Raw genomic sequence first — 19,447 nt, 5'->3', positions numbered from 1 at the left:
CCCTCCGGGGTGACTCCTCGGCTCGCGAAACCTTCGCGGGTCGGAGCGATGGAGCGAGCTGGTTTCGCTCGGCCTGCGGGGACACCCCGGAGGGTCCACGCTCCGCCACCCGCCCCACCGCCCCCGCCCGCGCGTCGGAGGACCCCAGCCCGGTGTTCCTGGCCCGGATGGTGTTCCCCGGGCTGGGAGTGTGTGCCGGCTGACGACTGCCGACTGACGACTGCCGACTGCCGGCTGTTTGCGGCTGGCCGTTGGCGGTTTGCTGCTGGCGGTTGGCCGCTGCCATCTGCCGTCTGCCCGGTCGGGTCCGACCGTCTGGCCCGTCTGTCCGGTGGGGTCTGACCCGGTCGTCCGTCTGGCCGGTCTGCTCCGTGGGGTGTGCCGGGGCGCTCGGCTGCCGTCCCGGGCTGGTCGGTTCGGTTGGGATGGGGGGCGGGGTCAGGTTGCGGTGGCGTAGGTGGTCAGGGCGTTGCGTGGGGGGTGGGGGAGGAGGGTGCGCAGGGGGCCCTGGTCCGGGGTGGCGAGGAAGCCTGCCGCGATCGCCGAGTACGTGCCCATCAGCATCGGGACCTGGAAGGGGACCGAGCCGGGGCCGGAGAGGGCGGTGCGGGTGGCGGCCAGGGAGGTCGGGGCGTAGGTCGCGCCGACCGCTTCGGCCAGGTCGGCGCCGCCGAGGGCGTGCTCGCCGACCAGTTCGTACGTCCGGCCGGCGTGCGCGTCGGGTTCGAGGGCCACCCGTACGGCCACGTCGGCGAGGTCCTCCCGGGCCACGGCGGCGACCCGGCCGGTGCCGAGGGGGGCGGTGACGCGGCCGTCGGGGCCGGGGGCGGCGAGGGCGGCCAGGAGTTCGGCGTACAGGCCGTTGCGCAGGACGGTCGAGGCGACGGGGGAGTCGCGCAGGCGGCGTTCGGTCCAGCGGTGGGCGAGGGCGTACGGGAGGTGGTCGCCCTCGGCGGTGAGGCTGGTGTAGATGACGTGGCGGACGCCCGAGCGCTCGGCCGCGGTGATCGCCGCCTCGTGGCGGGCGATGACCGTGTCGTCCTCGCCGTAGCCCGCCGAGATGAGGAGGAGGGTGTCGACGCCCTGGAAGTCCAGGGTGTGCGGGGCGTCGAAGTCCACCGCGACCTGACCGGGGGCCGGGGTCCGGGAGCCGGTCCTGGCGTGCGGGTGGTGCGCGAGCTTCTGGGCGACGAGAGAGCCCAGGGCGCCCGAGGCGCCGGTGATTAACAGCATGCCCGGGTCAACGAACGGACGGGTTCGGGGGCACTCGCAGGGGCCGTGCCAAGCTGTTGGTGTGAAACATGTTGTCGACAATGCCTTCGCCGCCGCTCTGTACGCCCGGGACGACACCGGGCTCGACACCGGTGCCTCGCTGCTCGCCGCCGCGTGGGGCGAGGTGGGGCGGGAACTGCTGGGGCGCGGCGAGGCGTTCGTACGGCAGGCCTGGGAGCGCGGCTGGCGGCCCGCCGATGTGCTGCGGCTGGTGCGGCGGGACCTGGACGAGCGGCACGTGCGGCTGGCCGCGGACCTGATCGCCGGGGAGGCGCGGCGGTACGCGCGGCTGCCCGCGGGGTGGGGCGCGGACGAGGCCTGGTGGGGGGACGACGACCGGTACGCCGACGGGCTGGTCGCGCGGGAGAAGAGCGACCGGTTCTCGCTGGCGACCGCGGTCCTGGAAGTGCTGCGGGTGCTGGTGCGGCTGCCGTCCATAGAGCCGGTCGGTCCGCTGCCGGGGGATCCTGCGGGGGAGCTGGAGGCGGCCGGGCACCTGGAGCCGCGGATGCTCGGGCGGATCCGGGCGCTGCTGGCGAAGGCCGAGGCCACCACCTTCCCCGAGGAGGCGGAGGCGCTCAGCGCGAAGGCGCAGGAGCTGATGGCCCGGCACACCGTGGACGAGGCGCTGCTGGCCGTGCGCGGCGGCGGGTCCGGGCAGCTGCCGGGGGCCTGCCGGATCGGGGTGGAGCCGCCGTACGAGGAGGCCAAGGCGGTGCTGCTGGACGCGGTGGCGCGGGCCAACCGGTGCCAGGCGGTGTGGAACGCCGCCTTCGAGTTCTCCACGGTGGTGGGGTTCGAGGGGGACCTGGAGTCGGTGGAGCTCCTCTATACGTCGCTGCTCGTGCAGGGGACGGCGGCGATGACGCGGGCCGAGGCGGGGCAGCGGGCGGGCGGGCGCAAGCGGACCAAGACGTTCCGGCAGTCGTTCCTGCTGGCCTACGCGAGCCGGCTGGGCCAGCGGCTGGCCGAGACCGCCGAGCACGCGGCGACCGGGACGCCCGACTACCTGCCCGCTCTGGTGGCCCGGGACGTGGCCGTCGGCGCCCGGGCCGAGGAGATGTTCCCGAAGACCACCACGACCCGGCTGCGCGGGGCCACGGACCTGGCGGGCTGGACCGACGGGACCGCGGCGGCCGACCGGGCGCGGATGGGGTCGGCGGCGGCGGCGGACCGCCAGGCCCTGCGGAAGTAGCCGCGGGGGAAGGCCCCGCCAGACCCCGGCCCGCCGACTCGGCCCGGCCGACCGCAGACCGCCCCGCCGACCCGGCCCGCCGCCCGGCCGCCGCCGCGCCGCCCCGCCCACCGTCCTCAGTGCGGGCTGGTCCCGGGGTCCGGCTCCTCCGCGCGCATCGCCTTGGCCTCGCTCTTCAGGATGCGGGCGGACTTGCCCAGCGAGCGGGCCATGTCGGGGAGCTTCTTCGAGCCGAACACCAGGAGGCAGACGACCAGCAGGACGACCAGGTGCCAGGGTTCCATGGCGTTTCTGAGCATGTGCGTACCCATCTCTCGGATCTGTCGGATCTCGCGGACCGTGACCGGCGTCCAACGGCAGTGAACGGCACTGGACCGCCTCATGGAAGCGCCCCGAACACGCCTGGACAAATCTGAAGAAACCCTGAAAGCCGCTACGCTCGCTCCATGGGCTGGCTCCGGGCGCTGAAGGACACCGCCCGGTCCGGTCTGACGGTCGAACGAACCCGGCTGGAGCCCCTCATCGCGCTGCGCGCGGGCGTCGGGCTCGCCCTCGTCATCGGTTTCGGGCTGGCCTTCCTGGGGCCCGGCTCGGCCGCGAGTTCCGCCTTCGGCGCCTTCATGGCGGCCATCGCCTCCTTCCAGCGCAGTTGGCGCCCGCGCCCCGTGCTCGCCCTCGCCTCCGGACTCACCCTGGCCGTCAGCACCTTCGTCGGCTATCTCGTGGGCTCCTCCGCCACCCTCGCCTTCCTCGGGCTGCTCGCCCTGTGGACCTTCGCGACCGGGATGCTCTGGGCCGCCGGGCCGACCGCCGGGGTGATCGCCTCCGGCAACGTGGCGATCATGCTGGTGACCGTCACCCTGCCCACGTCCGTGGCGCAGGCCGCCGGGCACGCCGCGATGATCGCCGCGGGCGGGGTGGTGCAGGCGCTGCTGATCGCGCTGTTCCCGGTCCGCCGCTGGGGCGCGCAGCGCGACGCCCTCGCCGACGCGCTCGCCGCCGAGGCCGACTACGCCCGCAGGCTGCGCCACGACCCGGTCGCGCCCTTCGACCCCGCGCCGCTGATGACGGCCCGGGCCGCCGCCATCGTCACCCGCCGCCAGGCCCGCAGCAGGCCGGCCGAACTGCACGGGGCGCGGGGGCTCGCGGAGCGGATCCGGCCGGTGCTGGCCTCGCTCGCCGACCCCGCCGTGGGGGCGCCGGCCGAGGGCGCCGCCCGGGACCGGGCGCGGGAGCTGCTCGCCGCGGCCGGGTCCGTACTCGACGCGGCCGCGCGCGCGATCCGGCACGGGGAGCCCGTACGGCCGCCGTCGCCCGCCCTGGCGGTGCTCAACTCACCGGACACCCCCGATCTGCTCCAGGGGGCGGCGCTGCGGGCCGCGCGCAGGCTGTCGGCCCTGCTGGCGGACGTACTGGAGACCGCCGCGCCCGGTTCCGGGCGGACCGCGGACCCCGCCGAATCGATGCTGCGGCCCACCCTGCCCGGGCTGGTGCCGCTGGTCGCGAAGGCGGTACGGGCCGAACTGCGCCCCGGGTCGCCCGTCCTGCGCCACGCGCTGCGCGTCACCGCGGTCGCCTCCGCGGGCTACCTGATCGGCTACGTGCTGCCCTTCGGGCACGCCTACTGGGCCCCGATGACCGCGGTCATGGTGATGCGGCCCGACTTCAGCCAGACCTACTCGCGGGCCGTCGCCCGCTTCGGCGGCACCCTGGTCGGGGTCGCGGTGGCCACGGGCATCGTCCGGCTCGCCCACCCCGGCATGTACCTGTCGGGGCTGCTCGCGGTGGTCAGCGCCTGCCTGATGTACGTCCTGATGCGCACCGGGTACGCCGTCTCCCAGATCTTCGTATCGGCGTACGTGGTGTTCCTGCTGGGCATGGGCGGGGTGCGCTGGGACCAGACCGTGCCCGACCGGGTCGCCCTCACCCTCGTCGGCGGACTCCTCGCGATGGCCGCCTATGCGCTCTACCCGGCCTGGGAGACCCCGCGGCTGCGCACCCGCCTCGCCGACTGGGTCGCGGCCAGCGGGCGGTACGCGGCCGCCGTGCTCGGGCAGTACGCCGATCCGGCGGGTGCCCGACGGGCCGATGTGCGCGGGGCGGTGCTGGCCGCCCGGGACGCCCGGATCGCCTGGCACGACGCGGTCGCCCGGGCGTCCGGCGAGCCCGTCCGGCACCGCGGCATCTCCCGCTCCGCCGCCGATGACGCGGGGGAGGCGCTGGCGGCGCTGGGGCGGCGCGCGATGCTCCTGGAGGCGCACCTGCCCGACCGCGGCCGGGCCCCCGTACCGGGCGCGGCGGCCCTCGCCGAGGCGCTGCGTTCGGCCACTGAGGAGGGGGCGCGGGCGGTGCGGGAGCGCCGGGTCCCGGAGTGGGAGCCGGTGCGCGTGGTGCTCGCGGGTCCGGAGGGGCCCGGGCCGGGGGTGCTGCGCAATGCCGCTGAGCTGCTGCTGGAGTCCCTGGACGAGGTCTCGGTGGCGCTCGGCGGAAAACCGGCCGCCCCGCTGTGATCAAAGGACCACGCCCCGTGCACGTGCATCTGCCCATGCAGCTGTTAATGAACACAGCTATGATCCGGTGCAGTTGACATCTGCACTATCGGGGGCTTCCTGTGGACCACGCGTACAACGGGATGGCGGCCGCGGCGCTCGTCGGGGTGATGTGGCAGAAGAGCAGGCACAGCAACTCGCAAGGCTCCTGCGTGGAGTTCGCCAAGCTGCCGGGAGGCAACGTGGCGGTACGCAACTCACGCCACCCGGACGGACCGGCGCTGGTCTATACGCCGGCCGAGATAGAGGCGCTGCTGCTGGGCGTCAAGGACGGGGAATTCGACCATCTCATCGCCTGAGGACACGGGGTCCCGGGCAGCAGGCACAGGGCCGTTGATCAAGCCATGCACGTGCACTGGCCGGGAACGATCACAATGATCGTTCCCGGCCAGTGTCATGTGTTCCGGTCAGTCGCGGGCCCCGGCGGCGCGCGGCGCGGACCGCTCAGTCCTGGAGCATGAACAGCGCCCAGACCACCTTGCCGGTGAGCCGTCCCGCGAGGGGGTGCCAGCCCCAGCTGTCGCTGTAGGAGTCCACCAGGAACAGCCCGCGCCCGGATTCGAGGTCGAAGTTCTCCTCGGTGCGTGCCGGTGAGAAACAGCCTCCGGGGCGGTCCTCGCTCGGGTCGCGCACCGCGCACACCAGCCGGGTGCTCCACCGCATCAAGTGCAGCCGTACCGGCGGATCCTGCTCGCCGTGGGCCTCGCGAGAGCCGTGGGACCCGTGGGAATCCTCGGGCAGGGCGTGCCGCAGCGCGTTGGTGACGAGTTCCGAGACGACGAGGGACACGTCGTCGAACCGTTCGTCCAGTCCCCATTGCGTCAGCGTCGACCTGGTGAACGAGCGGGCGCCGCGCACCGCTTCGTAACGGGCGGGAAGCGCGCAGGAGGCGGACCCGGACACAGCCGTCGGGTCGACCGGGGGCAGCCCCTGCCGTAACGGCTCTAGCACGGTCGATCCATTCGTCCCCATGCGAGGCACTCCCGGGATTCGCGGCCGGGCGGTGGCCCTGGCCAGAAAGAACTGCGGGGTGGGTCTCGCGCCGGCGCGAAGAGCACGCAGGTGCGCGGGGACCATGCTTCCGAATGCGGATGTCAGATGCAAGGGCAGATGCACGTGCACGCGCCGGACCTGTCCGGTCCCGTGACGGTTGTGACTCATTTCTTCCTACGCATACTTACGGACTTCTTCAGCGGGACGCGGGATTCCGTTACAGAACGAGTACGGCCGGATGCGTTTTGGTGGCAGACTGCGGCCCCTGGGGTACGGGGGCCCCGCGCAGCCAAGGCGAAGGGGAGGGCAGGACTAGTGACCGCAGAAGCCAGCGGTTCTGTGGTGCGCCGCATTCTCCTGGGCTCGCAGCTCAGGCGGCTCCGAGAATCCCGTGGGATCACCCGTGAGGCGGCCGGCTACTCGATCCGCGCATCCGAGTCGAAGATCAGCCGCTTGGAGTTGGGAAGGGTGAGCTTCAAGGCCAGGGACGTCGAAGACCTCCTCACGCTCTACGGAGTCATGGACGGCACCGAGCGCGAGTCGCTCCTCGGGCTGGTCCGCGAGGCCAACGCGGCGGGCTGGTGGCACAGTTACGGCGATGTCCTGCCCGGGTGGTTCCAGACGTACGTCGGTCTGGAGGGCGCCGCGTCGCTCATCCGTATCTATGAGGTCCAGTTCATCCACGGTCTGCTCCAGACGGAGTCCTACGCTCACGCCGTCGTCAGCCGGGGCATGCCCAACGCCAGCACCGCCGAGATCGACCGGCGCGTCGCGCTGCGCCTGGAGCGGCAGAAGGTCCTGGTCTCCGAGAACGCCCCCGTCTTCCACGCGGTGCTCGACGAGGCCGCGCTGCGCCGCCCGTACGGCGACCGGGACGTCATGCGGGGCCAGTTGGAGCACCTCATCGAGATCTCCCAGCGCCCCAACGTCCAGCTCCAGGTGATGCCCTTCTCCTTCGGCGGGCACGCGGGCGAGAGCGGCGCGTTCACGCTGCTGCGCTTCCCCGAGTCCGACCTCCAGGACATCGTCTATCTGGAACAGCTCACCAGCGCCCTCTACCTGGACAAGGACGAGGAAGTGGGGCAGTACAGCCGGGCCATGGAGCGGCTCCAGGAGGACTGCCCGGATCCGCGCCAGACCAGGGATCTTCTCCGAGGCCTGCTCCAACTGTCCTGAATCGCACGTACTATGACGACTGATCAGTCTCCGGTGCAGCGCTAGGGTGCGCGCTCGCAGTAAGGGATGGCATGTCCATATTCAGCGACCTGGCCCACCAGTACATCGACGGCGAATGGCTGGCCGGCACGGGCTCGTGGGACATCATCGACGTGAACCCCTACAACGGGGAGAAGCTCGCGGCCATCACCGTGGCCACCGTCGAGCAGGTCGACCGTGCCTACCGGGCCGCCGAGCGCGCCCAGGCCGAATGGGCCGCCACCAGCCCCTACTCCAGACGCGCCGTACTCGAACGCGCCCTGCGGATCACCGAGGAGCGCGAGCCGGAGATCATCGAGGCGATGATCGACGAGCTGGGCGGTACCCGGCCCAAGGCCGCGTACGAGATCCACCTCGCCAAGGAGTTCATCCGCGAGGCGATCCAGCTCGCCGTCCGCCCCGAGGGCCGCATCCTGCCCTCGCTGGTGCCGGGCAAGGAGAACAGGGTCCAGCGGCTGCCCGTCGGCGTCATCGCCGTCATCAGCCCCTTCAACTTCCCCTTCCTGGTCACCCTGAAGTCGGTCGCGCCCGCCCTGGCGCTCGGCAACGCCGTGGTGATCAAGCCGAACCAGAACGCGCCCGTGGTCGGCGGCGGGGTCATCGCGAAGATCTTCGAGGACGCGGGTCTCCCGGCCGGACTGCTGAACGTCCTGGTCACCGACATAGCGGAGATAGGCGACGCGCTCCTCACCCACCCGGTGCCCAAGGTCATCTCCTTCGCGGGCTCCGACCGGGTCGGCCGCCACGTCGGCGCCGTCGCCGCCCGCCACTTCAAGCGGACCGTCCTGGAACTGAGCGGCAACAGCGCGCTGGTCGTCCTGGAGGACGCGGACCTCGACTACGCGGTGGACGCGGCCGTCTTCAGCCGCTTCGTCTACCAGGGCCAGGTCTGCATGGCGGCGAACCGGATCCTCGTGGACCGCTCCGTCGCCGCCGAGTTCACCGAGAAGTTCACCGCGAAGGTGCGCTCGCTGAACACCGGCGACCCGCACGACCCCGAGACCCACATCGGCCCGCTGATCAACTCCTTCCAGGCCGACGCGCTCACCGCCCTGGTGGACCGGGCGATCGCCTCCGGCGCGCAGGCGCTCGTACGGGGTTCTACGCGCGGCAACCTGGTCGAACCCACCGTCCTGGCCGGACTGCCCGAGGACTCCCCGCTGCTGGGCCAGGAAATCTTCGGCCCGGTGGCCCTGCTGGTCGTCTTCGACGGCGAGGAGGAGGGCGTACGGCTCGCCAACGCGACCCCCTACGGCCTCAGCGGCGCGGTCCACACCCGGGACGTCGAGCGCGGCGTGCGCTTCGCCCAGCGGGTCGAGACGGGCATGATCCACGTGAACGACTCCACCATCGGGGACGAGCCCCTCGCGGCCTTCGGCGGCGAGAAGGCCTCGGGCCTGGGCCGGCTGAACGGCGAGGCGACGGTGGAGGCCTTCACCACGCAGAAGTGGATCTCGGTCCAGCACGGCCGGAGCCACTTCCCGTTCTGACCCGGTGCTGGCTGACCCGGTGCTGGCTGATCCGGTTGTGGCTGATCCGGTTGTGGCTGATCCGTTCCGGATGGGCCCGTTCTGACTGATCCCGTTCTGAGGAACCGCGGAAGACCCGGGGCGGGCGCGGGGTCGATCTAGGACACGTACTGACCTCATTGCTCCCTAGATTGTCTCTTGTCAGCGCAGTACGGCGTTATGAGCAAGAGGCGGTTGGTCAGCATGGTCACTCACGTTCCCGCAGAGACGTTCGGCGACGAGCGCGGCGCGCTCCTGTCCTTCATCGAGGCCCAGCGCGGCGGGCTGCGGCGTACGGTCCTCGGGCTCACCGAGGAGCAGGCCGCCAGCCGCCCCAGCGCGAGCGAACTCTCCCTGTCCGGGCTGCTCAAGCACGTGGCGGAGACCGAGCTGAACTGGCTGCGGATGGCCCAGCAGCAGCCGAACGAGAAGCAGCGCACCCAGGAGACCTGGGCGGACAGCTTCCGGCTGACCGGCGACGAGAGCGTTCCCCAGGTCCTGGAGTTCTGGGCCGGGGTGTCGGGCGAGCTGGAGAAGTTCGTCCAGGACCTGCCCAGCCTGGACGACACCTTCCCGCTGCCGGACCAGCCGTGGTTCCCCAAGGAGGGCCGGGTCTCGATGCGCTGGCTGCTCCTGCACCTGATCGAGGAGGACGCCCGGCACGCGGGCCACGCGGACGTCGTCCGCGAATCCCTCGACGGCAAGACGGCCTTCGAGCTGATCGCGCAGGAGTCGGGCCGGTCCTGGCCCGCCTGATCCGCCCGATCCCCGCGGTGGTCCGTACGGGCGCCCGTACGGACCACCGCGCTCGCGCGGGCGCCCGTACCCGCCCAGGCTGGGACCGTGCCGACGAACGCTCACGATTACCGCGACCTGAACCTGCGCGCCGTCTACGTCAACTGCACGCTCAAACGCTCGCCCGAGGTCAGCAACACCGACGGCCTGATCGACAAGAGCCGCGCGGTGCTGGAGGCGAACGGGGTGACCACCGAGCTGATCCGCGCCGTCGACCACGACCTCGCCACCGGGGTCTGGCCGGACATGACCGAGCACGGCTGGGAGAGCGACGACTGGCCCGTCCTCTATTCGCGGATCATGGCGGCCGACATCCTGGTCCTGGCGGGGCCGATCTGGCTCGGCGACAACAGCTCCGTGATGAAGCAGGTCGTCGAGCGGCTCTACGCCTGCTCCTCGGTCCTGAACGCGGAGGGCCAGTACGCCTACTACGGGCGGGTGGGCGGCGCTCTGATCACCGGGAACGAGGACGGGGTCAAGCACTGCGCCATGAACCTCCTCTACAGCCTCCAGCACCTGGGCTACACGATCCCGCCGCAGGCCGACGCGGGCTGGATCGGCGAGGCCGGGCCGGGCCCCTCCTACCTCGACCCCGGTTCCGGCGGCCCCGAGAACGACTTCACCAACCGCAACACGGCCTTCATGTCCTGGAACCTGATGCACCTGGCGGCCCTGCTCAAGCGGGCGGGCGGCATCCCGGCCCACGGCAACCAGCGCGCGGAGTGGGACGCGGGCTGCCGCTTCGACTTCCCCAACCCCGAGCACCGCTGAGCGCGCCGCCGCGCCACCTCCTTCCCGGGCACGCGCTTGCACCTCACGCCACGTGAGGCAGCACAGTGAGGCGCGTACCCGAGAAGAGAAGGAGCGGAGGCGATGGGCTACTCCGTGGGACAGGTCGCCGGTTTCGCACGCGTCACGGTGCGGACCCTGCACCACTACGACGAGATCGGGCTGCTCTCCCCGAGCGGCCGCAGCCACGCCGGGCACCGTCGCTACGACGACGGCGACCTCGACCGGCTGCAGCGGATCCTGTTCTACCGGGAGCTGGGCTTTCCGCTCGACGAGGTGGCGGTCCTGCTGGACGATCCGACGACCGATCCGCGGGAGCACCTGCGCAAGCAGCACGCCCTGCTGTCGGAGCGGATCGGCAGGCTCCAGCAGATGGCCGCCGCCGTGGAGCGCGCTATGGAGGCACGCACGATGAGCGTCAACCTGACCCCCGAGGAGAAGTTCGAGGTCTTCGGGGACCACGACCCGGACCAGTACGCGGCCGAGGCCGAGCAGCGCTGGGGCGCCACCGAGGCCTACGCCGAGTCGCAGCGCAGGGCCGCGGCCTGCACCAAGGAGGACTGGAAGCGGATCCTGGCCGAGGCCGAGGACATCAACCAACGGCTGGCCGTTCTGATGGACTCGGGCGCGTCCGCCGAGTCCGAGCGGGCCATGGACCTGGCCGAGGAGCACCGCGGCTGGATCGACGGGAACTGCTACACCTGCTCGTACGAGATGCACACCTGCCTGGGCGAGATGTACGTCGCGGACGAGCGGTTCACGGCGTACTACGACACGGTCCGTCCGGGCCTGGCGGTCTTCCTGCGCGACGCGATCATGGCGAACGCGGTCCGCCGGGCGTAGGCGGCCACCGTCACCTCGGCGGCCCCCACCGGAACCTGGAACCCGGTGGGGGCCGTGTGCGTTCATACTTGAAACCATCGCCATGTGCTCCGGCCCGGCGCAGGTCCTGCCCGAACCCCCCGATCCAGGAGACTCCGGACTCGTGAACACGCTCGCACTAGGCCCTGAGTGGATTTCTCCGGAGTATCTGATCGGGCAATTCGGCCTGATCGGCATCCTGGTCATCGTCTTCGCGGAATCGGGCCTCTTCGCGTTCCTGCCCGGCGACTCGCTGCTCTTCACAGCCGGCCTGTTCACCGCGAGCGGCACCATCAAGCAGCCGCTGTGGCTGGTCTGCGCCCTGATCGCGGCCGCCGCGATCATCGGTGACCAGGTCGGGTACATGATCGGCAAGGTCTTCGGCCCGAAGCTCTTCAACAAGCCGAACTCGAAGCTCTTCAAGCGCGAGAACCTCGACTCGGCGCACGACTTCATGGAGAAGCACGGCCCCAAGGCCATCGTGCTCGCCCGCTTCGTGCCGATCATCCGCACCTTCGCGCCGATGGTCGCGGGCGCGACCGCGATGAAGTACCGCACCTTCCTGCTGTTCAACGTGATCGGCGGCGTCCTGTGGGGCGCGGGGGTCACGATCCTGGGCTACCAGCTCGGCCAGTTCGAGTTCATCAAGAACAACGTCGAGCCGATCTTCATCGGCATCGTCCTGATCTCGGTCATCCCGGTGATCCTCGAGGTGCTCAAGTCCCGCAAGGAGAAGAAGGCGAAGGCCGCCGAGGCCCCCGCTCCCGGCGCCGGGGGCCAGGACGGCCCCCCGCCCGCGCAGGGCCAGCGCGGCCGTCACGCCAAGCGCTGACCGTCCGCCGCGGCGGCCGGGTCAGAATCCGCGGGTGCGCTTGGCCGCCCGGCGCTTGGCGGCGCTCGCGGCGCCCGGGATCCGCATGAACAGCCGCGAGGCCTCCGAGCCCAGGTTGACCCCGATGGCGATGGCGAAGGCGATCGCGGCGGCGTTGGTCAGGGACGCGAGGCCCACGTCGGGCCGGTTCTCGGCGATCAGCAGCAGCCCGTAGTACGTCGCCGAACCCGGCAGCAGCGGACCGATGGCGGCCGTGGTGTAGGGGAGCGCGGAGGCGAAGCGGTAGCGGGAGAAGAGCTGCCCGAAGAGGCCCACCAGCCCGGCGGCGAGGGCGGTGGACGGCACGGCCGGGATCCCGCCCGCGTAGTGCAGGGCGCCGTACGTCGCCCAGGCGACCCCGCCGTTCAGGGTCACGATCAGCACGGTGGACCGTTCCTGCTGGAGCAGGATCGCGAAGGTGAAGACCAGCACCATCGAGGCCAGGATCTGCAGGACCGGCCGCTGGGTGATCTGGAGGGCTTCCTCCGGATTGGGTTCGGCGCCGCCCAGGTGGAGGCCGAGGTAGATCACCACCAGGACGCCCATGATGATCCCGATGAAGAGGTACATGACCTCCAGCAGCCGGGCGGACGCGGTGATGTAGTAGCCGGTCAGGCCGTCCTGCACGGCCGCCACCAGGGCCCGCCCGGGCAGCAGCGCGAAGAGGCCGCCGGTGATCACGGCCGAGGCGCGGACGTCGATCGGCGCGAGCTTGAGGGCCACCCCGAGCGCGGCGGGCGGCATCCCGGCCACCACGAACTGGTAGAACTCCGGCAGCCCGCGCGCGGCGAACAGCCAGGCCAGCCGGTCACCGAGCACCGCCCCGATCGCGGCCGCGAAGAACACCACCACCCCGCCGCCGACGAGCGTGGAGGCGGCCCCGGCGAGCAGCCCGGCGGCCGCCGTGAGCACCCAGCCGGGGTACGGGTGGCGGTTGCGGCGGATCTCGGCGAGGCGACGGTAGGCGTCCTCCAGGGAGACCTCCATCTCGTGGGCGCTGATGTCGTCCACGAGCCGGAAGACGGCCGCCAGCCGGTTGTAGTCGGTGCCCCGGCGGCGCACGGTCCGGGTCGCCGAGACGGGATGGTCCACCAGCGAGGGCTGGTGGGTGATCGAGAGCATGGTGAAGGTGACGGTCGGCTCGCAGCGGTCGAGCCCGTAGGAGCGGGCCACGGCGAACATCGCGGCCTCGACGTCCTCGGCCCCCTCGCCGCCCGCGAGCAGCAGCTCGCCGATGCGCAGCGTGAGGTCGAGGACGCGGCCGACGGCGGGCCCGGAGTCCTCGCTGACGCGCTGCACGGCCTCGGGCACGGGCCGGTCGCCGACGGGCATGCGCAGCATGGTGCGCATCCGGTCCTGCCAGGGGGAGTCCCCGATCCGGGAGACCGGGTACCCCTGTCCGGGGGTGTAGGCGGACGGGGAGTGCTTGCCGCTGTAGGTGGCGGGCAGCGCGAACGCGGAGCCCTCGGGCTCCACCGGTGCGGCGGCCGTTCCGACGGGAGCCGAGAACTCCGAGGTCGGCTGGTCGTCCTCGATCACGCCGGACTCGACGCCGTACGGCTGGATGAAGGCGCTGCGCGCCTCGTCCGACGCCGGTTTACGGCGGTCCCGGTCTTCTGACTCGCCCTCTGCCACGCGCGCTCCTGTGTCCCTGGGCCGGATCCCGAACCGGTGATCCAATTATGCGGAATCGTTTCGTCCGTGGCGGCCCGGGATACGCCGACGGGCGGCACCCCCGGTCATCGGGGGCGCCGCCCGTCGGGCGGACATCAGCGGGACCCGCTCAGTGCTGGCCGCCCTGCGCTTCCAGGCGCTTGTACGAGTTCTCGATCTCCGCCTCGGCCTCGGTGCGGCCGACCCAGTTCGCGCCCTCGACCGACTTGCCCGGCTCCAGGTCCTTGTAGACCTCGAAGAAGTGCTGGATCTCCAGGCGGTCGAACTCGGAGACGTGGTGGATGTCGCGCAGGTGCTCGACGCGCGGGTCGGAGGCCGGGACGCAGAGCAGCTTGTCGTCGCCGCCCGCCTCGTCGGTCATCCGGAACATGCCGATCGCGCGGCACTTGATCAGGCAGCCGGGGAAGGTCGGCTCGTCGAGGATGACGAGCGCGTCCAGCGGGTCGCCGTCCTCGCCGAGGGTGTTCTCGACGAAGCCGTAGTCGGCCGGGTAGCTCGTGGACGTGAAGAGGCGACGGTCCAGGCGGATCCGGCCGGTCTCGTGGTCCACTTCGTACTTGTTCCGCGAACCCTTGGGGATCTCGATGGTGACGTCGAACTCCACGTCCTGCTCCTCCATGATCAGCTGCATTGCTTCGAGACTGCTTTGATCCAACCGCGTGCGCGTCCGGCCCACCCCGGCGGGTGGGGTGCCATGCTCGCGGCAAGACTCAGTGGTTAAGTGTCCCTCACGCATACGTGTGATCGCGAAAGGGGCTGGTCGAGGTGCCATTGATCAAGACATGGCAGCTCATCGCCGGTTCGGCCGTCGCGGGCCTGGCCCTGTCGGCCGCGGCCGTGAGTGCTGCCGGTCCGTGGGACTCCGGCCAGCGTAAGGCCGAGCGGGACATGGCCGCCTCCTGGAGCCGTACGGGTGGCGGAGATCACGGGGAACGCCTCATTCCGCTTACTGCTCCGAGCGCCCCCGGCGTGCTCTCGCCGCTGCGCGCCCCCGGCTCCGCCCCGGCCGCCCCGGCGGGCAGCCACGACGCGCTCGCCGACGCGCTGCGGCCCCTGCTGGCCGACGGCGCGCTCGGCACCGACCGCGGCGCCTCGGTCGTCGAGGCCGCCACCGGCCAGGTGCTGTTCGAGTCCGCGCCGCGCGAGGCGATGACCCCCGCCTCCACCATCAAGATCGCCACCGCCTCCGCCGCGCTCGCCGCCCTCGGCCCCGAGCACCGCATCCGCACCACCGTGGTGTCCGCCCCCGGCGGCAAGATCGTCCTCGTCGGCGGCGGCGACCCCTCGCTCAGCGCCCGCAAGAAGAACCCCGCGGGCCCCGGCGGCAGTCTCGTCGCGCTCGCCGCCGACACCGCCCAGGCGCTGCGCTCCGCGAACACCGACACCGTGACCCTCGGGTACGACACCACGCTCTACAGCGGGCCCGCCCGCCACCCGATCGGCCCCAACGACAACATCGCTCCCGTCAGCGCCCTGATGGCCGACGAGGGCCGCTCCGGGGGAGAGTCCTTCTCCGGCCCGGCGGACCGCAGCGACGACCCGGCCAAGGACGCCGCCCGCGCCTTCGCCGACCTGCTGCGCGAACGCGGCATCACGGTCACCGGCGAGCCCGCCCCCGGCAAGGCCCCGGCAGGCGCCCCGCCGCTGGCCGCCACCCTCTCCACCCCGCTGGGCGCCCTCGTCGAGCGGATGCTGACCAACAGCGACAACGACATCGCCGAGGCCCTCGCCCGGCAGACCGCCCTCGCCGCCGGGCAGCCCGCCAGCTTCGAGGGGGGCGAGCAGGCCGTCACCGAGCGGCTCGCCACCCTCGGCGTCGACCTGCGCGGCGCCCGCTTCGCCGACGGCAGCGGGCTCAACCGCGCCGACAAGGTCAGCGCCGGACTGCTCACCACCCTGCTGGCCAAGGCCGCCGACCCGGCCCGGCCCGAGCTGCGGCCGGTCCTCACCGGGCTGCCGGTGGCCGGATTCAGCGGCACCCTGCGCGCCCGCAACGCCGGAGCCTCCCCGGCGGCCGGCCTGCTGCGGGCCAAGACCGGCACGCTCACCGGGGTGAACTCGCTGGCCGGAGCCGTCGTCGACCCGTCCGGGCGGTTGCTCGTCTTCGCGTTCCTGACCGCGAACACTCCCGCTCCGGACACCGCCGAGAAGGCCCTGGACAAGCTCGCGGCGGCCATCGCCACCACTCCCTGAGCCCTGGCCCGGGCGCGCAGGGGGGATCCGCCGACGGGCCGGTCCACGTACCGTTGACGCATGACGAGCATCGGTGGTGCGGAGATGGTCGACTGGAATCTCGCGGTGACGACCGCGACCCGGCTCGTACGGCCCGGTCCGGAGATCACCCGGGACGAGGCACGGGCCGTGGTGGCGGAACTGCGCGAGCACGCCAAGACCTCGGAACGGCACGTGCGCGCGTTCACGCGGATGATCCCCGAGGGGACGGCCGTCGACGACACGCCGGTCCTCGTGGTCGACAGGGCCGGATGGGTCAAGGCCAACGTGGCCGGGTTCCGGGAGCTGCTGGGACCCCTGCTGACCACGATGCGGGAGCGGCGCGGGAGCGCGCCCGGCGGGGCCGTCCTCGGCGCGGTCGGCGGCAAGGTGACCGGGGTCGAGCTGGGGATGCTGCTGAGCTTCCTGTCCTCGCGGGTGCTCGGCCAGTACGAGACCTTCGCGCCCGTGTCCCGGGACCTGCCCGGCTCCGCCGCGGGCGGCGGGCGGCTGCTGCTGGTGGCGCCCAACATCGTGCACGTCGAGCGCGAGCTGGAGGTGGACCCGCACGACTTCCGGCTGTGGGTGTGCCTGCACGAGGAGACGCACCGTACCCAGTTCACGGCGGTCCCGTGGCTGCGGGCCCACCTGGAGGGCGAAATCCAGACGTTTCTCGGGGCCACCGACATGGACCCCATGAACGTGCTGGAGCGGCTGCGCGAGGCCGCCCAGTCCCTGGTCGGCGCCCGGCCCGACGGTGAGCGCGGGGAAGAGGGCCGCTCGCTGGTGGAACTCGTCCAGACCCCCGAGCAGCGGGAGGTGCTGGGACGGCTCACCGCCGTGATGTCCCTGCTGGAGGGCCACGCGGACTTCGTCATGGACGGGGTCGGCCCCGAGGTGGTGCCCTCGGTCGCCGAGATCCGGGAGAAGTTCCAGACCCGCCGGGCCAGTGGCGCCGGACGCCTCGACGCGGCCCTGCGCAAGCTGCTGGGACTGGACGCCAAGATGCGTCAGTACCGCGACGGCGAACGCTTCGTCCGTGCGGTGGTCGGCCAGGTCGGAATGGACGGCTTCAACCGGGTCTGGACCTCCCCGAACACCTTGCCGACGAAGTCGGAGATCGCCAAGCCCGCGGACTGGGTGGCGCGCGTCCACCGCAAGGGGGAGTGAAACGGAGCGAACGCGGGGGCGTAAAGCTGTCTCGTTGGGGGAAGCAGCATCACCCGTCCGAGGGACCGTGGGCCGTGGAAGGGCGTGCGATGCTCGGGGAACGGCTCGCTTCTGTCACCATCGACGCACTCTGAGTGACAACCCTCCGCTCCACCACCCCCAACGCCTCCGTGGCATCCGAACTCCACCGAAGGGCACCGGACATGGGTCCCCATCCTGCGGTCGCGGCGATACGCCTGGCGGTCCGCCGCGTACTCCACGACGTCCTCACCGATCTGACCGACCCCACCGAACGCCGCACCGCCCCCGCTGCCCGCCGCGCCGACCGCGCCGACAGTAGGGCCCGCACCGACCGCCCGGGTGGCACGCAGCCGCTCGTACTCGTCGCCTGCTCCGGTGGCGCCGACTCCATGGCGCTCGCCTCCGCCCTCGCCTTCGAGGCCCCCAAACTCGGCATCCGGGCAGGCGGCATCACCGTCGACCACGGCCTCCAGGACGGCTCCGACCTGCGCGCGGCCGAAGTGGTCAGCCGGATGACCGCGCTCCACCTGGACCCGGCGGAGTCCATCGCCGTGCGCGTGGGCCGCGACGGCGGCCCCGAGGCCGCCGCCCGTGACGCCCGCTACGGCGCCCTCGACGAGGCCGCCGACCGGCTCGGCGCGGCCGCCGTCCTCCTCGGCCACACCCGGGACGACCAGGCGGAAACCGTTTTGCTGGGCCTCGCCCGCGGATCCGGCATCCGTTCCCTGTCCGGGATGGCGGAGATCTCCGGCGGCCCCGGCCGCGCCGGGCGCTACCGCCGCCCCTTCCTGCACATCGACCGGCAGACCGCCCGCAAGGCCTGCATGGTCCAGTCCCTGGCCGTCTGGGACGACCCGCACAACATCGACCCCGCCTACACCCGCTCCCGGCTGCGCCACGAGGGACTGCCCGCCCTGGAGAAGGCGCTGGGCAAGGGAGTGGTCGAGGCCCTCGCCCGGACCGCCCAGCTCTCCCGCGACGACGCCGACGCCCTCGACGCCTGGGCCGCCGACGCCGAGTCGGCCGTACGGGACGAACTCGGCCAGCTGGAGTGCGCCAAGCTCTACGCCCTGCCCCCGGCCGTCCGCCGCCGGGTGCTGCGCAGGGCCGTGCTGTCGGCCGGTTCTCCCGCCGGTTCGCTCTTCGCCCGGCACATCGAGGAAGTGGACCGTCTCATCACCGGATGGCGTGGTCAGGGTGCCATCAACCTGCCCGGCCGGGTCGAGGCCCAGCGCCAGGGTGGCAGACTGGTCATCCGGCAGGGCTGATGGTGCTGACTGCGCCTTCGCCAAGGGCGGCTGAGCCCTCCGGGGACCCCCCGGAGCTTCGGCCGACAACGAAAGTGATGCGGGTGGACGAGAAGGACATGGGCGACGACCTCCAGTCGGTGCTCATCACCAAGGAAGAGATCGACGCGAAGCTGGCTGAGCTGGCCGCGGAGATCGACGCGGAGTACGCGGGCAAGGACCTGCTCATCGTCGGCGTCCTCAAGGGCGCGGTGATGGTGATGGCGGACCTGGCGCGTGCCTTGTCCACCCCGCTCACCATGGACTGGATGGCGGTGTCCTCGTACGGCGCCGGGACCCAGTCCTCCGGAGTGGTCCGGATCCTCAAGGACCTGGACACCGACATCAAGGGCAAGCACGTCCTGATCGTCGAGGACATCATCGACTCCGGCCTGACGCTGTCGTGGCTGCTGTCGAACCTGGGCTCGCGCGAGCCTGCCTCCCTGGAGGTCTGCACGCTGCTGCGCAAGCCCGACGCGGCGAAGGTCGCGATCGACGTCCGGTGGATCGGTTTCGACATCCCCAACGAGTTCGTCGTCGGTTACGGCCTCGACTACGCCGAGAAGTACCGCAACCTCCCCTTCGTGGGCACGCTCGCCCCGCACGTCTACGGCGGCTGACCCAGCCGTCGGCCCCGCCGCGGCTCCCGGGTCTCCCGAGAGGGAACCTGGGGGCGATTCCCGCCGTTGAGCTAGCGAAGGCGGGTCTGTCAGCCGCCCCACGAGGCCGCGGGTGACAATTCAGGGGTACATTCCGAAGAACAGTCTTTACTCACAGCAGCATTTACCTACGGGCAGGAGGGACGGGGTGCTCTGCGCCCCGTATGGATGGACGTGAAGCGATACTTCCGTGGGCCGGTCATGTGGATCGTGCTGGCCGTCCTCGCCGTGGTCGTGTTGATGAACGTCGGCGGCTCCGGCGGCGGCTACAAGTCGGTGGAGACCAGCGAGGTCATCAAGGCGATCAGTCAGGACCATGTGGCGAGCGCCAAGCTCACCACTGGTGACAGCCAGATGATCAAGATCGAGCTGAAGAGT

At 71.8% G+C, this 19,447-nt stretch carries 17 protein-coding genes and 2 pseudogenes; 14 read left to right on the top strand and 5 right to left on the bottom strand.

The features are described from left to right. Positions 1-438: 438 nt before the first annotated feature. On the bottom strand, positions 439-1,233 hold the full coding sequence (locus QMF80_RS35920; protein ID WP_283461302.1) for an NAD(P)H-binding protein: 795 nt from the start codon (positions 1,231-1,233) through the stop codon (positions 439-441). 61 nt (positions 1,234-1,294) lie between these two features. On the opposite strand from QMF80_RS35920, the gene QMF80_RS35915 reads away from it, so the two are divergent. Further along, entirely contained in the window at positions 1,295-2,467 is a 1,173-nt protein-coding gene (locus QMF80_RS35915) for a DUF2786 domain-containing protein (protein ID WP_283461300.1), read from the top strand. Between the two features lie 116 nt (positions 2,468-2,583). Here the strand turns inward: QMF80_RS35915 and tatA are convergent, their stop codons facing one another. Beyond that, positions 2,584-2,751: a Sec-independent protein translocase subunit TatA gene (tatA, locus tag QMF80_RS35910; protein WP_502962989.1), complete on the bottom strand. Its 168-nt coding sequence runs from the start codon at positions 2,749-2,751 to the stop codon at positions 2,584-2,586. Between the two features lie 162 nt (positions 2,752-2,913). On the opposite strand from tatA, the gene QMF80_RS35905 reads away from it, so the two are divergent. Both QMF80_RS35905 and QMF80_RS35900 read left to right on the top strand, forming a co-directional pair. Next, on the top strand, positions 2,914-4,977 hold the full coding sequence (locus tag QMF80_RS35905; RefSeq protein ID WP_283461296.1) for an FUSC family protein: 2,064 nt from the start codon (positions 2,914-2,916) through the stop codon (positions 4,975-4,977). A 101-nt stretch (positions 4,978-5,078) separates the two neighbouring features. After that, a complete protein-coding gene (locus QMF80_RS35900) occupies positions 5,079-5,315 on the top strand; it encodes a DUF397 domain-containing protein (RefSeq protein WP_283461268.1) in 237 nt (78 codons plus the stop codon). Positions 5,316-5,460: 145 nt separating this feature from the next. On the opposite strand, the gene QMF80_RS35895 is transcribed toward QMF80_RS35900, so the two are convergent. Then, a complete protein-coding gene (locus QMF80_RS35895; RefSeq protein ID WP_283461266.1) occupies positions 5,461-5,988 on the bottom strand; it encodes an ATP-binding protein in 528 nt (175 codons plus the stop codon). A gap of 360 nt (positions 5,989-6,348) precedes the next feature. Between QMF80_RS35895 and QMF80_RS35890 the strand changes: the two genes are divergently transcribed. From QMF80_RS35890 to QMF80_RS35865, 6 genes and pseudogenes are all read left to right on the top strand, one after another. Beyond that, positions 6,349-7,185, top strand: a complete 837-nt coding sequence (locus QMF80_RS35890; RefSeq protein ID WP_283461305.1) for a Sco1979 family transcriptional regulator — start codon at positions 6,349-6,351, stop codon at positions 7,183-7,185. Between the two features lie 71 nt (positions 7,186-7,256). Beyond that, positions 7,257-8,714 carry an aldehyde dehydrogenase family protein gene (locus QMF80_RS35885; protein ID WP_283461264.1) on the top strand — a complete coding sequence of 486 codons (1,458 nt, stop codon included), beginning with the start codon at positions 7,257-7,259 and terminating at the stop codon, positions 8,712-8,714. Between the two features lie 222 nt (positions 8,715-8,936). Continuing rightward, complete coding sequence (locus QMF80_RS35880; protein ID WP_283461263.1) at positions 8,937-9,488, top strand: DinB family protein; 552 nt, start codon at positions 8,937-8,939, stop codon at positions 9,486-9,488. An 87-nt stretch (positions 9,489-9,575) separates the two neighbouring features. After that, positions 9,576-10,298: a flavodoxin family protein gene (locus QMF80_RS35875; protein WP_283461261.1), complete on the top strand. Its 723-nt coding sequence runs from the start codon at positions 9,576-9,578 to the stop codon at positions 10,296-10,298. 102 nt (positions 10,299-10,400) lie between these two features. Then, positions 10,401-11,159 carry a MerR family transcriptional regulator gene (locus tag QMF80_RS35870; RefSeq protein WP_283461259.1) on the top strand — a complete coding sequence of 253 codons (759 nt, stop codon included), beginning with the start codon at positions 10,401-10,403 and terminating at the stop codon, positions 11,157-11,159. Positions 11,160-11,301: 142 nt separating this feature from the next. Continuing rightward, positions 11,302-11,973: pseudogene (locus QMF80_RS35865) on the top strand (DedA family protein); the annotation flags it as partial. Positions 11,974-12,030: 57 nt separating this feature from the next. Here QMF80_RS35865 and QMF80_RS35860 read toward each other — a convergent pair. Together QMF80_RS35860 and QMF80_RS35855 are read right to left on the bottom strand one after the other, a co-directional pair. Beyond that, positions 12,031-13,683, bottom strand: a complete 1,653-nt coding sequence (locus QMF80_RS35860) for a threonine/serine exporter family protein (protein ID WP_283461255.1) — start codon at positions 13,681-13,683, stop codon at positions 12,031-12,033. Between the two features lie 148 nt (positions 13,684-13,831). Then, positions 13,832-14,326, bottom strand: a complete 495-nt coding sequence (locus QMF80_RS35855) for an inorganic diphosphatase (protein ID WP_283461303.1) — start codon at positions 14,324-14,326, stop codon at positions 13,832-13,834. 161 nt (positions 14,327-14,487) lie between these two features. On the opposite strand from QMF80_RS35855, the gene dacB reads away from it, so the two are divergent. From dacB to QMF80_RS35830, 5 genes and pseudogenes are all read left to right on the top strand, one after another. Next, positions 14,488-15,915 carry a D-alanyl-D-alanine carboxypeptidase/D-alanyl-D-alanine endopeptidase gene (dacB, locus tag QMF80_RS35850; protein WP_283461254.1) on the top strand — a complete coding sequence of 476 codons (1,428 nt, stop codon included), beginning with the start codon at positions 14,488-14,490 and terminating at the stop codon, positions 15,913-15,915. 60 nt (positions 15,916-15,975) lie between these two features. Continuing rightward, on the top strand, positions 15,976-17,103 hold the full coding sequence (locus QMF80_RS35845) for an Rv3626c family coenzyme F420 biosynthesis-associated protein (RefSeq protein WP_283461252.1): 1,128 nt from the start codon (positions 15,976-15,978) through the stop codon (positions 17,101-17,103). A gap of 203 nt (positions 17,104-17,306) precedes the next feature. Beyond that, the gene (gene tilS, locus QMF80_RS35840; RefSeq protein WP_283461250.1) at positions 17,307-18,392 is read left to right on the top strand and encodes a tRNA lysidine(34) synthetase TilS; all 1,086 of its coding nucleotides are present in this window, start codon (positions 17,307-17,309) and stop codon (positions 18,390-18,392) included. A gap of 77 nt (positions 18,393-18,469) precedes the next feature. Continuing rightward, complete coding sequence (gene hpt, locus QMF80_RS35835; protein WP_283461248.1) at positions 18,470-19,030, top strand: hypoxanthine phosphoribosyltransferase; 561 nt, start codon at positions 18,470-18,472, stop codon at positions 19,028-19,030. Between the two features lie 207 nt (positions 19,031-19,237). Next, a pseudogene (locus tag QMF80_RS35830) lies at positions 19,238-19,447 on the top strand (ATP-dependent zinc metalloprotease FtsH); the annotation flags it as partial.

This window comes from Streptomyces sp. G-G2, from assembly GCF_030063135.1.
Lineage (GTDB): Bacteria > Actinomycetota > Actinomycetes > Streptomycetales > Streptomycetaceae > Streptomyces.
The sequence above is the reverse complement of the archived record's forward strand: the minus strand, read 5'-3'. Positions and strand labels throughout refer to the sequence as shown.

What these genes read in the sequence shown, in the direction of transcription:
- QMF80_RS35880 (WP_283461263.1), top strand. Translation starts at nt 8,937, where the DNA reads ATGGTCACTCACGTTCCCGCAGAGACGTTCGGCGACGAGCGCGGCGCG.
- hpt (WP_283461248.1), top strand. Translation starts at nt 18,470, where the DNA reads ATGCGGGTGGACGAGAAGGACATGGGCGACGACCTCCAGTCGGTGCTC.
- tatA (WP_502962989.1), bottom strand. Translation starts at nt 2,751, where the DNA reads ATGGAACCCTGGCACCTGGTCGTCCTGCTGGTCGTCTGCCTCCTGGTG.
- QMF80_RS35920 (WP_283461302.1), bottom strand. Translation starts at nt 1,233, where the DNA reads ATGCTGTTAATCACCGGCGCCTCGGGCGCCCTGGGCTCTCTCGTCGCC.
- QMF80_RS35845 (WP_283461252.1), top strand. Translation starts at nt 15,976, where the DNA reads ATGACGAGCATCGGTGGTGCGGAGATGGTCGACTGGAATCTCGCGGTG.
- tilS (WP_283461250.1), top strand. Translation starts at nt 17,307, where the DNA reads ATGGGTCCCCATCCTGCGGTCGCGGCGATACGCCTGGCGGTCCGCCGC.
- QMF80_RS35905 (WP_283461296.1), top strand. Translation starts at nt 2,914, where the DNA reads ATGGGCTGGCTCCGGGCGCTGAAGGACACCGCCCGGTCCGGTCTGACG.
- QMF80_RS35885 (WP_283461264.1), top strand. Translation starts at nt 7,257, where the DNA reads ATGTCCATATTCAGCGACCTGGCCCACCAGTACATCGACGGCGAATGG.
- QMF80_RS35870 (WP_283461259.1), top strand. Translation starts at nt 10,401, where the DNA reads ATGGGCTACTCCGTGGGACAGGTCGCCGGTTTCGCACGCGTCACGGTG.
- QMF80_RS35895 (WP_283461266.1), bottom strand. Translation starts at nt 5,988, where the DNA reads ATGGGGACGAATGGATCGACCGTGCTAGAGCCGTTACGGCAGGGGCTG.